Origin of the sequence: Streptomyces sp. SP18BB07 (genome assembly GCF_036322545.1) — a bacterium.
GTDB lineage: Bacteria > Actinomycetota > Actinomycetes > Streptomycetales > Streptomycetaceae > Streptomyces > Streptomyces deccanensis.
Genome location: NZ_JAQYWT010000215.1, coordinates 34,539 through 48,923, shown reverse-complemented (window position 1 = coordinate 48,923; position 14,385 = coordinate 34,539). Strand labels below are relative to the sequence as shown.

At 69.9% G+C, this 14,385-nt stretch carries 16 protein-coding genes and 1 pseudogene; 8 read left to right on the top strand and 9 right to left on the bottom strand.

The genetic code is table 11. The features are described 5' to 3' along the window. Window positions 1-617 precede the first annotated feature (617 nt). A complete protein-coding gene (locus tag PUR53_RS03780; protein ID WP_329907383.1) occupies window positions 618-1,436 on the bottom strand; it encodes a trans-aconitate 2-methyltransferase in 819 nt (272 codons plus the stop codon). 102 nt (window positions 1,437-1,538) lie between these two features. Here PUR53_RS03780 and PUR53_RS03775 point away from each other — a divergent pair, with 102 nt between their 5' ends. Beyond that, entirely contained in the window at window positions 1,539-2,036 is a 498-nt protein-coding gene (locus PUR53_RS03775) for a MarR family winged helix-turn-helix transcriptional regulator (protein ID WP_329895454.1), read from the top strand. Here the strand turns inward: PUR53_RS03775 and PUR53_RS03770 are convergent. After that, entirely contained in the window at window positions 1,995-2,771 is a 777-nt protein-coding gene (locus tag PUR53_RS03770; RefSeq protein WP_329907382.1) for a response regulator transcription factor, read from the bottom strand. The two genes, PUR53_RS03775 and PUR53_RS03770, sit on opposite strands and share 42 nt — an antisense overlap. Before the next feature lie 261 nt (window positions 2,772-3,032). On the opposite strand from PUR53_RS03770, the gene PUR53_RS03765 reads away from it, so the two are divergent. Further along, window positions 3,033-3,476 carry a GNAT family N-acetyltransferase gene (locus PUR53_RS03765; protein ID WP_329895452.1) on the top strand — a complete coding sequence of 148 codons (444 nt, stop codon included), beginning with the start codon at window positions 3,033-3,035 and terminating at the stop codon, window positions 3,474-3,476. Window positions 3,477-3,485: 9 nt separating this feature from the next. Here PUR53_RS03765 and galK read toward each other — a convergent pair whose 3' ends face one another. From galK to galT, 3 genes are all read right to left on the bottom strand, one after another. Next, window positions 3,486-4,646, bottom strand: coding sequence for a galactokinase (gene galK / locus PUR53_RS03760; protein WP_329907381.1), 1,161 nt, complete (start codon window positions 4,644-4,646; stop codon window positions 3,486-3,488). 194 nt (window positions 4,647-4,840) lie between these two features. Next, the gene (galE, locus tag PUR53_RS03755) at window positions 4,841-5,803 is read right to left on the bottom strand and encodes a UDP-glucose 4-epimerase GalE (protein ID WP_239755073.1); all 963 of its coding nucleotides are present in this window, start codon (window positions 5,801-5,803) and stop codon (window positions 4,841-4,843) included. Beyond that, the gene (gene galT / locus PUR53_RS03750) at window positions 5,800-6,861 is read right to left on the bottom strand and encodes a galactose-1-phosphate uridylyltransferase (protein WP_329907380.1); all 1,062 of its coding nucleotides are present in this window, start codon (window positions 6,859-6,861) and stop codon (window positions 5,800-5,802) included. Before galT ends, galE begins: the two co-directional genes overlap by 4 nt. A gap of 118 nt (window positions 6,862-6,979) precedes the next feature. Here galT and PUR53_RS03745 point away from each other — a divergent pair. The 3 genes and pseudogenes from PUR53_RS03745 (at window position 6,980) to PUR53_RS03735 (ending at window position 9,744) form a co-directional block, all read left to right on the top strand. Beyond that, a pseudogene (locus tag PUR53_RS03745) lies at window positions 6,980-8,722 on the top strand (sodium:solute symporter family protein). A 15-nt stretch (window positions 8,723-8,737) separates the two neighbouring features. Next, on the top strand, window positions 8,738-9,076 hold the full coding sequence (locus PUR53_RS03740; protein ID WP_329895447.1) for a hypothetical protein: 339 nt from the start codon (window positions 8,738-8,740) through the stop codon (window positions 9,074-9,076). Between the two features lie 125 nt (window positions 9,077-9,201). Further along, window positions 9,202-9,744 carry an MOSC domain-containing protein gene (locus tag PUR53_RS03735; RefSeq protein ID WP_329895446.1) on the top strand — a complete coding sequence of 181 codons (543 nt, stop codon included), beginning with the start codon at window positions 9,202-9,204 and terminating at the stop codon, window positions 9,742-9,744. Between the two features lie 32 nt (window positions 9,745-9,776). Here PUR53_RS03735 and PUR53_RS03730 read toward each other — a convergent pair whose 3' ends face one another. From PUR53_RS03730 to PUR53_RS03720, 3 genes are all read right to left on the bottom strand, one after another. Continuing rightward, window positions 9,777-10,106 carry a hypothetical protein gene (locus PUR53_RS03730; protein WP_329907379.1) on the bottom strand — a complete coding sequence of 110 codons (330 nt, stop codon included), beginning with the start codon at window positions 10,104-10,106 and terminating at the stop codon, window positions 9,777-9,779. A gap of 119 nt (window positions 10,107-10,225) precedes the next feature. Continuing rightward, window positions 10,226-10,570 (bottom strand): hypothetical protein, encoded by a 345-nt coding sequence (locus PUR53_RS03725; protein WP_329895444.1) that lies wholly within the window; start codon window positions 10,568-10,570, stop codon window positions 10,226-10,228. Between the two features lie 32 nt (window positions 10,571-10,602). Then, complete coding sequence (locus PUR53_RS03720; protein WP_329895443.1) at window positions 10,603-11,013, bottom strand: ATP-binding protein; 411 nt, start codon at window positions 11,011-11,013, stop codon at window positions 10,603-10,605. A gap of 215 nt (window positions 11,014-11,228) precedes the next feature. Here PUR53_RS03720 and PUR53_RS03715 point away from each other — a divergent pair, with 215 nt between their 5' ends. The 3 genes from PUR53_RS03715 (at window position 11,229) to PUR53_RS03705 (ending at window position 13,537) form a co-directional block, all read left to right on the top strand. Then, window positions 11,229-12,080, top strand: coding sequence for a helix-turn-helix domain-containing protein (locus PUR53_RS03715; RefSeq protein ID WP_329907378.1), 852 nt, complete (start codon window positions 11,229-11,231; stop codon window positions 12,078-12,080). Further along, entirely contained in the window at window positions 11,968-12,288 is a 321-nt protein-coding gene (locus PUR53_RS03710; RefSeq protein ID WP_329907377.1) for a DUF397 domain-containing protein, read from the top strand. The genes PUR53_RS03715 and PUR53_RS03710 overlap by 113 nt, the downstream gene beginning before the upstream one ends. 70 nt (window positions 12,289-12,358) lie before the next feature. Next, window positions 12,359-13,537, top strand: a complete 1,179-nt coding sequence (locus PUR53_RS03705) for a serine hydrolase domain-containing protein (protein ID WP_329907376.1) — start codon at window positions 12,359-12,361, stop codon at window positions 13,535-13,537. 21 nt (window positions 13,538-13,558) lie between these two features. On the opposite strand, the gene PUR53_RS03700 is transcribed toward PUR53_RS03705, so the two are convergent. Continuing rightward, window positions 13,559-14,254, bottom strand: a complete 696-nt coding sequence (locus PUR53_RS03700) for a helix-turn-helix transcriptional regulator (RefSeq protein ID WP_329895439.1) — start codon at window positions 14,252-14,254, stop codon at window positions 13,559-13,561. Window positions 14,255-14,385 lie beyond the last annotated feature (131 nt).

Sequence of the window (14,385 nt, the reverse complement as noted above, 5' to 3'; positions counted from 1 at the left end):
GGCATCGCGCCCGCACCCCCTGGCGGTCAGGCATGGGGTGCGCGCGGGCGCGGTCATATACGCGATACGTGGTCGACAATCAAGAAATGAATGATTCGGCGCAGCGGAAATCGGCCGACCGGGGAATCCGCGCGGCGATACGCGGAACGAAATCCCGACCGGACGACAAAAAGCCTATGTGGCGCGCGTCACAAACCCCGTCAAGCGCGCCGAGTGGCTCAGCAAGTGCTCACTGGCCCAGATCCCCCCTGGTCACAGCACGAACTCCCGCTTCCCCGAACTGCCGGCGGGAGACATCAAAAAGTGAACTGAGAATATATCCTCAACAAAGGAAAGCCAAAGAACAATATCAGCCACACCCACGCCAGAGGCCCCAGAGCAGCGACCGGCACGGAATACAAAACTCCGTTTCACCCACGGAATTTCGAACGATCCGGTGGGCAGCGGGGCCCGTTTCCGCGCCCCGTCAGGGGCGCGGGGAACTGCGCGAGAAGCCCCACCGCCCCGCACCATGACAACGCCCTACCGGAAGCCCACCTCCACCCCCAGGTGCAGCAACACGTCCCCCGACGCGAACCAGCACCCTCCCCGTACGGCGAGCGCGTCGACGGCGGTGATCACCCGGTCGTGGTCGGTTTGTGGGCGATGGTGAAGATGCGGCGGAACGGGAACGGGGTGCCGTGGGTCGTGGGCGGGTACGCCTCGCGCAGGGCCGTGCGGTACTCGGCGACGAAGGGGGCCGCGTCCGGGCCCAGCTCGGTGAGGATCGGGCGTAGCCCTGTGCCCTTGACCCAGTCGAGCACCGGGTCCTCGCCCTGGAGGAGGTGGACGTACGTCGTCTCCCACGCGTCGACCTCGCAGCCGAGGTCGGCGAGGGCGGCGTGGTAGTCGACGGGGGCGTGGACCGCGTCGTCGTGGCGGAGGGTGGCGCCGAGGCGGTCCTTCCAGCGGGCGGAGTGCGCCAGTTCGCGCATGAGGCGATGGCTGGGCGAGTCGAAGTTGCCGGGGACCTGGAAGGCGAAGGTGCCGCCGGGGGCGAGCGCGTCGATCCAGGCGGGGAAGCGGTCGAGATGTCCGGGCACCCATTGGAACGTGGCGTTGCTGACGATCAGGTCGTACGGCTCCGGGGGCGCCCACGTGCGGACGTCCGCCGCGGCGAAGTCGATGCCGCCGCCGCCCGGGGTGGGCCCCTCGTGGTCGGCCCGGGCCCGGTCGAGCATCTCGGGCGAGTTGTCGTACCCGGTGATGCGCGCGGTGGGCCAGCGGTCGGCGAGGAGCCGGGTGACGTTGCCGGGGCCGCAGCCGAGGTCGGCGACGCGGGGGTGTGTGGCGGGCGGGTCGGGGATGTGGGCGAGCAGGTCCACGAAGGCGCGTGCGCGGTGGCCGGCGTGCCGCAGGTACTGCTGGGGGTCCCAGGTGGGGGTAAGGGGATTCATGGCCCCACTCTCGACGGCACTTATCTTGAAGTCAAGACACTTGACTCTAATCATCTTGACCTCAAGAGACTTCACATCGACACAACCACTACACTGATCGCCATGGAGGACGAGGTCGATCGGCTGGTCGCAGCGTGGCGCCGGGAGCGCCCCGACCTCGACGTGGAGCCGCTGGAAGTACTGAGCCGGGTGAGCAGACTGGCCCGGCACCTGGATCGCGCGCGCCGGCTGGCGTTCGCCGAGCACCAGCTGGAGCCGTGGGAGTTCGACGTGCTGACGGCGCTGCGGCGGGCCGGGAACCCGTACCAGCTCTCGCCCGGTCAGCTGCTGACCCAGACACTGGTGACGTCGGGCACGATGACCAACCGCATCGACCGGCTCACGAAGAAGGGCCTGGTCGAACGGCTGCCCGACCCCAGTGACCGCCGGGGCGTGCTCGTCCGGCTCACGGACGAGGGCCGGGACCGGGCGGACCAGGCGCTCGCCGGGCTGCTCGACCAGGAACGCGCGATCCTGGCCGAACTGTCCCGCACCCAGCGCGGCGAACTGGCGGGCCTGCTACGCCAGTTGACCGCCCCGTTCGACAACATCCCCGGCTAGGTCCACGGGCCCGACCCCGGCCCGGCGCGCGAGGGCGACCGCGGCGAGGGTGCTGTGCACGCCCAGCTTTCCGAGGACGTTCTGCATATGCGTGCGGACGGTGTGCGGGGAGAGGAACAGGCGCTCGGCGACGGCCTTGCGCCCCAGCCCCGCCACCATGCACCGGAGCACTTCCCGCTCGCGCGGGGTGAGGGACTCCACGAGCCGCTCACTCTCCGTGCGGTGCTTGCGCGCGGCGGTCAACTCCCGCAGGACGCCCGTGAGCAGCGCAGGCGGCAGATGCGTCTCGTCGCGCAGCACGCCCCGGATGACGGTGAGCAGCCGGGACAGTGAGCAGTCCTTGGCGACCCAGCCGGACGCGCCCGCCTGGAGGGCCAGCGCGGCCCGGCGCGGATCGTCCTTCTCGGCGAGCACGACGGTCCGTACGCTCGGCTGTCCCGAGCGGACGCCCGCGACGAGCGATATGCCGTCCACGAGGCCGTCCTCGCCGCCCTCCGGGACGGGCACGGCGGCCGGGCGTGCACCGGGGACATGGGCATGGCACCCCAGGTCGGCGTCGACCAGGAGCACGTCGAACTTGCGCCCTTCCGCCGCCGCGCGGTCCAGACAGCGCAGCGCGGCGGGGCTGCTGCCGGCCGCGGACACGTCGACGTCCGGCTCGGCGGCCAGCGCCGCCGCGAGCGACTCGGCGAAGATACGGTGGTCGTCGACGACCAGGACTCGGATGCGAACCACTGAAACCCCCACTGGTCGGGGGACGACCGGCGCGAGTACGACGCTCGGAGCGTGCCCCGGTTTACACCTGGGACGGGGCGTCGCAGCCGCACGGCCGCCGCCGTGCTGAACCGCTACCCCCACTCCGGGCGTCGTACCCGACTGTGTCGCCCCCTGATCAGCACCGGCCCCCACCGGCGCTGTTCATCAGAGTAAGGCCGGGGGGCAGAAGCGGAAGCTCATTTGCAGAACTGGTTGTCCAGCGCGTTTATCGTGTGCCGCATGTTTCGTATGGAGACAGAAGTCGACAGGGAACGAAGCCAATTGCTGCTTTCGCGGCTGCGCGCCAGCAACACCGCCGCGTCGCCGGTCCTGCGCGACCTGCGCGGAACCCCCAACGCGCGGGAGGTCCCGCTGCATGTGTGGGCCCTGGACGAGGCGGGCGAACTGGCCGGGGGCCTGGTCGGTCACACCTGGGCCGGCTGGCTGCACGTCGTCCACCTCTGGGTCGACGAACGCCACCGGGGGGCGGGCCTGGGCACGCGCATCCTCTCCCGGGCCGAACACCTGGCCGCCCGCGAACGCGCCTGCCGGTCGGTCCGGTTGGAGACCTGGGACTTCCAGGCGCCGGAGTTCTACAAGCGCCTGGGTTATGAGGTGGTGTGCGTGATCCCCGACTATCCGCCGGGGATCACCGAGTACACCCTGACCAAACGGCTCGGCTAGGGGCCTGGGTCAGGAGACCCGGCGGGCTCCGGCCGAGGGGACCGCCACGAAGACGCGGGGGGCCGTGAAGGCGGCGTCGGCGAAGGCCTCTTCCACCGCCTTGGTGACCGCGTCCGCGTCGGTGGCGTCGACGAGGACGATCGCGGAGCCGCCGAAGCCGCCGCCGGTCATCCGGGCACCGAGGGCGCCGGCGGCGAGGGCGGTGTCGACGACGAGGTCCAGCTCGGGGCAGGAGATACGGAAGTCGTCGCGGAGGGAGGCGTGGCCCTCGACCAGGACGGGGCCGATCGCGCGGGTCTCACCCGACTTCAGGAGGGAGACCACGCGCTCCACGCGCTGGTCCTCGGTGACCACGTGACGGACCAGGCGGCGGACCTCCTCGTCGTCGCCGAGGCGGTCGAGGGCCGCGTCCAGCTCGTCGTAGGCGACGTCGCGCAGCGCGTCGACGCCGAGCAGGGCGGCGCCCTTCTCGCAGCCGGCGCGGCGCTTGCCGTACTCGCCCTCGCTGTGGGAGTGCTTGACCTGGGTGTCGACGACCAGGAGCTGCATGCCTTCGGCGGCCAGGTCGAAGGGGATCTGCCGCTGGGACAGGTCCCGGGTGTCGAGGAACAGGGCGTGGCCGGTCTCGCAGCAGGCGGAGGCCGTCTGGTCCATGATCCCGGTCGGGGCGCCGACGTAGACGTTCTCCGCGCGCTGGCACAGGCGGGCCAGCTGCCAGCCCTTGAGGCCCAGGTCGTAGAGGTCGTTGAGGGCGAGGGCCACGACCACTTCCAGGGCCGCCGAGGAGGAGAGGCCGGCACCCGTCGGGACCGTGGAGGTCAGATGGATGTCCGCGCCGGTCACCGCCGTGTGGCCCGCCTCGCGCAGGGACCAGACCACGCCCGACGGGTACGCCGTCCAGGCGCGGTCGGCCTCCGGGGTCAGCGCGTCGAGGGACAGCTCGACCACGCCGCCCTCGACGTCGTCGGAGTGCAGGCGCAGGACGCCGTCCGTGCGCCGGGAGACGGCGGCGACCGTGGTGTGCGGGAGGGCGAAGGGCATGACGAAGCCGTCGTTGTAGTCGGTGTGCTCGCCGATGAGGTTCACCCGGCCCGGCGCGGCCCACACTCCCTCCGGCGCCGCCCCGTAGAGCTCCTCGAACCGCTCGGCGACGACGACAGCCTCGCTCATCCCCTGCCCTGACCTTTCCGTACTCGACCGACGAACCGGCTCGGCCGATGAACTGGCCGAGCCGGCACACTACTGGGCGCGAACGGGCGCGCATCCGCGCCCCTTCGACGCGCGGGCGCCCCGCGCTCCGGGACGTGCCGCGCCCTACTTCGCCCTACTGCGCGCTCATTCGCTGCACTGCGCGCTGTCGCGCCTTACTGCGCCCGCTCCTGCGTGAAGCGCCACGCGTCCGCCACGATCTCCGCGAGGTCCGCGCGCGACGGGTTCCAGCCGAGCCGCTCGCGGGCCGTGGCGGCGGAGGCGACCAGGGTGGCGGGGTCGCCGGCCCGGCGCGGGGCGACGACCTCGGGGATCGGGTGGCCGGTGACCTGGCGGACGGTCTCGATCACTTCGCGCACCGAGAAGCCGTTGCCGTTGCCCAGGTTGCAGATGAGGTGCTCGCCCGGCCGCGCGGCGTCCAGCGCCAGCAGGTGGGCGTCGGCGAGGTCGGCGACGTGGATGTAGTCGCGGACGCAGGTGCCGTCGGGGGTCGGGTAGTCGTCGCCGTAGACGGAGATCGCGTCCCGCCTGCCCTGCGCGACCTGGAGCACCAGCGGGATGAGGTGCGACTCGGGGTCGTGGCGCTCACCGCAGGTGCCGTACGCCCCGGCGACGTTGAAGTAGCGCAGCGAGACGGCGCCCAGGCCGTGGGCGGCGGCCTCACCGGTGATCATGTGGTCGACGGCGAGCTTGGAGGCGCCGTACGGGCTGGTCGGCCTCGTCGGCGCGGACTCCACGATGGGGGTGGTCTCCGGCTCGCCGTAGGTGGCGGCCGTGGAGGAGAACACCAGCTTGCGGACGCCCGCCTCGCGCATCGCGGCGAGCAGCGCCATGGTGCCGCCGACGTTGTTGTCCCAGTACTTCTCGGGCTTCACGACGGACTCGCCGACCTGCGAGAACGCGGCGAAGTGCAGGACAGCGTCGAAGGAGCCGTCGAGCCACTTGCCGGCGTCGCGGATGTCGCCCTCGATGAAGGACACGCCGGCGGGCACGCCCTCGCGGAAGCCGGTCGAGAGGTTGTCGAGGACGACGACCTCGTGGCCCGCCTCCAGCAGATGCTGGGCGACCACGCTGCCGACATACCCCGCGCCACCGGTGACCAGGTACTTACCGCTCATGAACTCGCTACCTCTCGCAGTCGCTCGGCCGCGCGCTCCGGCGGCACGTCGTTGATGAACACGTTCATGCCGGATTCGGAACCCGCGAGAAACTTCAGCTTGCCGGGGGTGCGGCGAATGGTGAAGAGCTCCAGATGCAACGCGAAGTCCTCGCGCTGGACACCCTCGAACTCCTCCAGCGTGCCGAACGGGGCCTGGTGCCAGGCCGCGATGTACGGCGTCTGAGGCTCACCCTCACCGAAGATCCGGTCGAAGCGCCTCAAGAGTTCCAGATAAACCTGGGGGAATTCTGAGCGGGCGTCCTCGTCGAGGCCGAGGAGGTCCGGCACCCGGCGGCGCGGGTACAGGTGCACCTCGTACGGCCAGTGCGCCGCGTAGGGCACGAAGGCGACCCAGTGCTCGGTCTCCAGGACCACCCGCTCACCCGCGAGTTCACTCTCCAGGACGGCGTCGAAGAGGTTCTCGCCGCCGGTGGCGTCCTTGTGGGCCGCGAGGGAGCGCAGCATCAGCGCGGTGCGGGGGGTGGTGAAGGGGTACGCGTAGATCTGCCCGTGGGGGTGCCCCAGGGTCACGCCTATCTCAGCACCACGGTTCTCGAAGCAGAACACCTGCTCGACGGAGGGGAGGTGGGACAGCTCCGCCGTGCGGTCGGTCCAGGCCTCCAGGACGAGGCGAGCCTGCTCCTCGGTCAGGTCGGCGAAGGAGGCGTTGTGGTCCGAGGTGAAGCAGACGACCTCGCAGCGGCCGGAGTCGCCGGCGAGCGAGGGGAAGCGGTTCTCGAACACCACGGCGTCGTACGACGAGTCCGGGATCTCGCTCAGCCGGTCGCCCTCGGAGGGGCAGAGCGGACATTCGTTCGCCGGGGGGTGGTAGGTGCGGCCCTGCCGGTGCGAGGCGATCGCGACGGAGTCGCCGAGCAGCGGGTCCCGGCGTACCTCCGAAGTGGTGACGGTGCGCTCCAGGGGCCGCCTGTCCACCGCGTCGCGCACGGTGTCGTCGCGCAGGTCGTAGTAGATCAGCTCACGACCGTCGGCCAGCCGGGTCGAGGTCTTCTTCACGCCGGACTCCCCATCCCACCCATCAAACAGAACCAAACACATCAAAGCACAAGTTCCGACGTTCGTCACCATCACAATCAAACAAAGATCACCAGATGCAAACTGAAGTGAGCTGCGCATGGAGAATCTCGCGGATACCTCCGGCCCTGCCGACCCCGCTGGTCTCGCCGACCCCTCCGGCACCGCCGGTCTCCCCGATCTCGCCGCCGAGCTGCGGCTCCCCGTCGACTGGCTCGACTACACGATCCTGGCCGTCTAGTTCGTCGTCGTCCTCGGCATCGGGTTCGCCGCCCGGCGGTCGGTGCGGACGAGCCTGGACTTCTTCCTCTCCGGGCGCTCACTGCCGGCCTGGGTGACGGGCCTCGCGTTCATCGCGGCCAACCTGGGCGCCACCGAGATCCTCGGGATGGCCGCCAACAGCGCGCAGTACGGCGTCTACACCACGCACTGGTACTGGATCGGCGCCATCCCGGCCATGGTCTTCCTCGGCCTGGTGATGATGCCGTTCTACTACGGCAGCAAGGTCCGCTCGGTCCCCGAGTTCCTGCTGCTGCGCTTCGACCGGGGCGCGCATCTGCTGAGTTCGGTCCTGTTCGCTTTCGCCGCGATCCTGATCGCCGGGGTGAACCTGTACGCCCTCGCCATCGTCGTGGAGGCGCTGCTGGGCTGGCCGGAGTGGGTGTCGATCGTCGTGGCCGGCATCTTCGTGCTGGCGTACATCACCCTCGGCGGACTCTCCTCGGCGATCTACAACGAGGTGCTCCAGTTCTTCGTGATCCTGGCGGCCCTGATCCCGATCACGGTGCTGGGGCTGAAGAAGGTCGGCGGCTGGGACGGCCTGTCCGACTCGCTGACGGAGAGCCGAGGGCCCGACTTCGTCACGGCGTGGGGCGGCACCGGCATCGGCAGCGACAACCCGCTCGGCGCGAACTGGCTGACGATCATCCTGGGCCTCGGCTTCGTCCTCTCCTTCGGCTACTGGACGACGAACTTCGCGGAGGTCCAGCGCGCGCTGAGCGCGAAGAACCTCTCGGCGGCCCAGCGCACCCCGCTCATCGCCGCCTTCCCGAAGATCTTCATCGTCTTCCTGGTGATGATCCCGGGCCTGGTCGCGGCGGTCCTGGTCCCGCAGATCGGCACCTCGGAGTCCGACCTCCAGTACAACGACGCGATCCCGTACCTGATGGAGGACCTGCTCCCGAACGGTGTCCTCGGCATCGCGGTCACCGGCCTGCTGGCGGCCTTCATGGCGGGCATGGCGGCGAACGTCTCGTCCTTCAACACGGTCTTCACCACGGACATCTGGGCGAAGTACGTGGTGCGGGACCGGGAGGACGGCTACTACGTGCGCTTCGGCCGCCTGATCACGGCGATCGGTGTCCTGGCGTCCATCGGCACGGCCTTCCTGGCCTCCTCCTTCTCCAACATCATGAGCTACCTCCAGACGCTGTTCTCCTTCTTCAACGTGCCGATGTTCGTCGTCTTCATCATCGGCATGTTCTGGCGGCGGGCCTCGATGAAGTCCGGCTTCTGGGGGCTGCTCGCGGGCACCACGGCCGCGATGGTCAACTACTTCGTCCTCTACAAGCAGGACGTCATCGACATCCCGACCGACCAGGGCGCGAACTTCGTCTCCGCGATCGCCGGGTTCGTGGCGGGCGCCGTGGTCATGGTGGCCGTCTCCCTCTTCACGGCCCCGAAGCCGGACGCGGACCTCCAGGGCCTGGTCTACGGGACGCGCTCCCCCGGGATGGACGAGCCGCCGGGTGCGGGCGACGACGCGTGGTACCGGAAGCCGGCGCTGCTGGGCTGGGGCGCGATCGTCCTGGCGGCGGCGTGCTACATCCCGTTCTCGTTCTAGGCACCGAGGAGCACCATGACGGATCACTCCGATTTCTCCGGATACTCCGAGCGTGACGTCCAGCGCGAGGTCACCGAGCTCCAGGGGAAGTCCGCGACCGCCGCCCGCCTCTTCGACATCCGCCGCATCATCGGCGGCCTCTTCGTGCTCTACGGCGTCATCGTCACCCTCGCCGGCATCACGGCGTCCGACGCGGAGATCGACAAGGCGGAGGGGGTGAACATCAACCTGTGGACGGGGCTGGGCATGCTGGCCCTGGGCCTGTTCTTCCTGGGCTGGCTGTGGCTACGGCCGGCGGCCCCGCCGGTGGAGGGGCAGCGGTTGGGGGAGGAGAAGGAGGGCGGCTCCGGGTGACGCCGTGCGCGGGGGCCAGGGACGGGGGTCGGGGACGGGGGTCGGGGACGGTCCAGCCCTTGCGCCTCGCCGAACCGCGGCTAGGGTCGTGGCTGGTGACAGTCGCCGAGGAGGGGGATCCAAGGGTGTACGGGACAGTGACGGCGGTCAGCAGCAACGGCGAGTACTCGTTCACCAAGCCGAACCGGGAGAGCATCACGCTGCTCGCCGGGCTCGGGGTGGAGGGTGATGTACATGCCGGGGTGACGGTCAAGCACCGTTCGCGGGTCGCGCAGGACCCCACCCAGCCGAACCTGCGCCAGGTCCACCTGATCCATGAAGAACTCTTCGCGGAGGTCGGCGCGGAGGGGTTCACGGTGGCACCCGGGGATCTCGGTGAGAACATCACCACCACCGGCATCGATCTGCTCGGACTCCCGGTGGGCACGCTGCTGCGCATCGGGGACGAGGCGGTCCTGGAAGTGACCGGCCTGCGCAACCCCTGCGTGCAGATCGACAACTTCCAGGCCGGGTTGATGAAGCGGGTGGTCGGCCGCGACGCGGCCGGGAACGTCGTGCTCCGGGCCGGAATCATGAGCATCGTGAAGGAGAGTGGCGCGGTGCGGCCGGGCGACCCGATCAAGGCGGAACTCCCGAACGGGCCGCACCGCCCCTTGGAACGGGTCTGACGTCCCACCGCGCTCCCGGTGGGACACCCTGGTCACTCCTCGAAAAGCTCGGCCGCGTCGGTGACGTCGTAGGCCCGGTCCACCCAGATCTGGAGGATGTCAGGGTCGGTGCAGGCGCGTACGCGTCGGCGGACCGCGTCGGGTACGTCGATGTGCCGACGGTCCAGGGTGCGCAGGACGCTCGCGATCCGCTCCGCGATCCGTTCCTCCACACGCCCTTCCTCTCGCAGCTTCACCGCGACCGGGTTCTTGAAGAAGTAGTTGACCGGCATCATCAGTTCCTTCCACATCTTCTTCGCCTGGGCGTCCACCAAGCCCGACTCGACAAGCTCCGCGAACACCGCCGCGGTGTCCGGGTTCACGGTCCGCAGAACCGCCGCGAGGGGTTCCAGTATCGCAGCGGCATCCCGGCCTTTACCATGCGTGATCGCCGAAAACACCGCGAGAGTGACATCCCGCGCCACCTCCACCTCATCCGCGATCACCGGCACGTTGTCCGGTCCGAGGACGAGTGGATCAGCACCGGCTCCACGCGGTACTTCTCGTGGAGGTAGGCGAGGTAGTACGGCCAGCTGCCGCGCTTCCGGTCGTCCTTCTCCCCCTGCGATTCCAGGACCAGCAGGAAGGCGCCCTCCTCGGTGTCCACCCGCACCAGGCTGTCCACCCGGCGCTCCACCGGAGCGATCTCCGTCAGGTCCGTGTTGACCACGGAGATCGAGCGTGGCTCCGGGAAGGGCACGTGGAACAGCCTCCTGAAGCTGCGGATCATGCCCTCGGTGTCCTTCTGGCAGATCTGATGCAGCGCCTCGTGCGGCGAGCTGACCATCGGCTCTCCTTTCTGTCGGGATGCTCAACGAGCTATGCGGTCAGCAGTTCGCACCACACGTATTTGCCGCGATGGCCGAAGCGGGAGGACGGCTGCCAGCCCCAGATGTCCGTCGAGGCGCGCACGAGGGCGAGACCTCGGCCGGTCTCCGTGTCGAGCTTCGCCAAGTGGCCTGGGGGCTCCGGGGGTTCGGGGTCCGCGTCCCAGGCTCCGATCCAGAGCGTGCCGTTCGACCAGCGGACGCGTAGGGCCGCCGGGCCCTTGGTGTGCAGTACGGCGTTCGCGATCAGTTCCGTGGCGAGGAGTTCGGCGGGGTCGAGGAGGGCGGCCAGGCCGTGGGCGTTCAGGATCAGACGGAGGGTGCGGCGGGAGACGGTCACGGCTCGGGGGTCGTGGGGGATGTGGAGGACGTACTCCCAGGGTTCGGCGGCCGTTTCGGGCATGGGGGAACTCCGTTCGGGGGTGGGCTTCAGGGGTCGGTCCGGTGGCATTGCCTCAGCCGTCGGGGCGTGACGGAGTTATGCGCTTCCGGAGCGCTGGCGACCTCGCAGCGTGTGCGACGCATCACTGACGGTAGGGCATTAATTTCGGCCTCTGCAACCCGCTGCCGTAATCTGGCACCCGAACGTGGCATGCCGACAAGGACGTTGGGGAGTACATGGCGGCGAGGAGCAACCCCACCGCGCGGCAAGTGCGCCTGGGAGCGGAGCTGCGCAGGTTGCGCGAGGCCGCCGGTTTGAAGGCCCGCGAGGTAGCGGCGTTTCTGAACTCGACTTCGACGCAGATGAGTCAGGTGGAGGCAGGCATCGCGGCCGTGAGTGCGGAACGCATCCGCCGCCTCGCAGCTCACTACGCGTGCACCGACGAGGAGTTGATCGACGCACTCGCGGCTATGGCAGGCGATCGCGCCCGCGGCTGGTGGACCAGGTACCGGGGCGTCCTGCCTCAGGTGAACCTGGACGTGGCGGAGGCGGAGCACCATGCAAGGTATCTGCGCGAGATCGTCATCAACCGCGTCCCGGGGCTGCTCCAGACCCCGGACTACGCCCGAGCGGTCTTCAGGTACATGCGCCCCGAGCTACCCGAGAGTGAGCTCGCGCCTCGCGTCGAGTACCGGTTGAAGAGGCGCTCTGTCATCGAAGGCAACACCCCTACCCCGTACGAGACGATCGTCCACGAGTTCGCCTTGCGCGTCCGAGTGGCCACCCGCCAGACCTCCGTGGCCCAACTCCGATGGATCCTGGACCGGATCGAACAAGGCAACGTCACCGTGCGCGTCATCCCCATCGACCAGGACGGCTTCGCTGGTGCCGGTGCCTCGATGATGTACACCGGCGGACCAGTGCCGCGACTGGACACCGTCCTCCGGGACGCCCCCACCGGCGTCGTCTTCGTCGATGAGGAACCGCAGCTGCAACGGCTCCGAACACTCCTTCGTAGAGTGGAGGAGGCGGCGCTCGAACCCGTGGCGTCGCGGGACTTCATCCAGCGTTTGGCGAAGGAGCTGTGAGACACCGATGAAACACACCCCGCGCTGGCAGAAGTCGACGTTCTCCGACGGTGGCGAAGGTGACACTTGTGTCGAAATCGCCACAGCCCCAGGGGACATACGCCTCCGCGAATCCACCACCCCCGCCACCCACCTCCGCACCACCCCCGCCCCCCTCGCCGGGCTCCTCCTCCACATAAAGGCTGGTGGGGTTCGTACGACGAGCTGAGGAAAGCCCCCGGTGGCATACGGGGGTGTGCCTCATGGCTCGTGGGGGCCCGCGTTTCTACGGTGGCTCCATGCGTACCCGCCACAGCCGTCGCACCGCCTCGACCACCGTCGTCGCCCTCGCTCTCGCCCTCCTCGCCACCCTCGCCCCGGCCCACGCCGCGGCGGACCCCCTCCAGCGAGACGCCGACGCCCTGCGGGACACCGGGGTGACCGGTGTCTCCGTGCGGGTCGACCGGCCCCGTGGGACGCGGACCGTCCGTAGCGGGGTCGGCGATCTCCGGACCGGCGCGCCGGTGCCGCACGCCGAGTACATCCGGATCGGCAGCACCACCAAGACCTACGTCGCCACCGTCCTCCTCCAACTCGTCGATGAGGGGCGGCTGTCGCTGGAGGACCGGGTGGAGCGATGGCTGCCGGGGGTGGTGGAGGGGAACGGGAACGACGGCCGGCGGGTCACCGTGCGGCAGTTGTTGCAGCACACCAGCGGGCTGCCGGACTACATCTCCGACGTCGTCCCCGAGCTGAGCGCCGCCGGGTATCTCAAGCATCGGTCGACCACGTACACCTCGCGGCAGCGCGTCGCCTTCGCCATGACGCATCCTCCCGTCTTCGAGCCGGGCGCCCGCTGGGAGTACTCCAACACCAACTACATCCTCGCCGGGATGGTGATCGAGGCGGTCAGCGGGAAGAAATGGGATCAGGAGGTGCGGGAGAGGATTCTGCGGCCGTTGCGGCTCACGCGGACGTTCGCGCCGGGCAACGATCCTCGTCTCCCCCGGCCCCACGCCCGTAACTACCAGCAGTTCGAGGCGGGGGACGACGCCCCCATGACCGACACCACCCTCGCCTACCTCCCCTTCGACGGGGACGCCGACGGGTCGATGATCAGCACCACCGCCGACACCAACCGCTTCTTCTCCGCGCTGCTCGGCGGCAGGCTCCTCGCCCCCGCCCAGCTCGCCGAGATGCTGCGTACGGTCGCCGTGCCCGACACCCCCGGCGAGGTGCCGGGCTCGCGCTACGGGCTGGGCATCGGCTGGACGCCCCTGACCTGCGGCGGCGGCTACTGGGGCCACAGCGGCAGCGGCTTCGGCTTTCTGGCGTGGCCCGGGACCACGCCGGACGGCCGGACCTCCGTCACCGTCGCCGTGCACAGCCGGCCGGGCGACGAGCGGACCGCCGTACGGCAGATCGGGGCCATGACGGAGCTGGTCGACCACGCCCTGTGCGCGCGGCCAGGGGCGTAACAACCCGGCCGCGCAGCGGCCCTACACTCCGCCCCCGGGCACCCCCGGGGGCACCGGCCCCGCCCGGTCCAGCAACCCCGTGCGGGCCGCGAGCGCCGCCGCCTCCAGGCGGGAGCCGACGCCCAGCTTCATCAGGACGCGTTGGACGTGCGTGCGGGCCGTCGACGGGGCGATGCCCATGCCCGCCGCGATCAGACGCGTGTCCTCGCCGTCCGCGACGCGGACCAGGACCTCGACCTCGCGCGGAGTCAGCATCTGGAGCAGGCGCTGACCCTCGTCGTCCGGCTGGGCGGCGGGGTTGAGGAGTTCACCGAAGGCGCTCTGGAGGAGTTGGGGTGCTACCGCCGCCTCGCCCGCTCGGGCCTTCATGATGGCGCGTTCCACGCCCTCGATGCGTTCGTCGTGCCGCACGTAGCCGGAGGCTCCCGCGGCGAACGCCGCCGCGATGCCGCGCGGGTTGGGCACCGGACCGAGGACCAGTACCGCCACCTGCGGGCGTTCGCGCTTGATCTTCACCACCGGGTCGAAGATCCCCGGCTCGGCGGGTGTCGCCGTACCGATCAGGCACACCTCCGGTGCCCTGGTGATCACCAGCTCCGCCGCGCCCGCGGCAGGCGCCGCCGCCGCCAGCACCCGGTGTCCCCGCAGCTTCAAGGCCGAGGCCAACGCCTCGGCCAGCAGTCGGTGGTCGTCGACCACCATGAGCCGCACTCCCATCGAGCCACCCCACCCCCCAGTCCCCCACAGTCCCCCAGATGGTTGCCCACTATGGCTGCCCACCGGACCTCGCGGACAGAAGCCCCCCGACTTCCCGTCGACTCGCCCGTCGACGCCCGCTCTTCATGCCC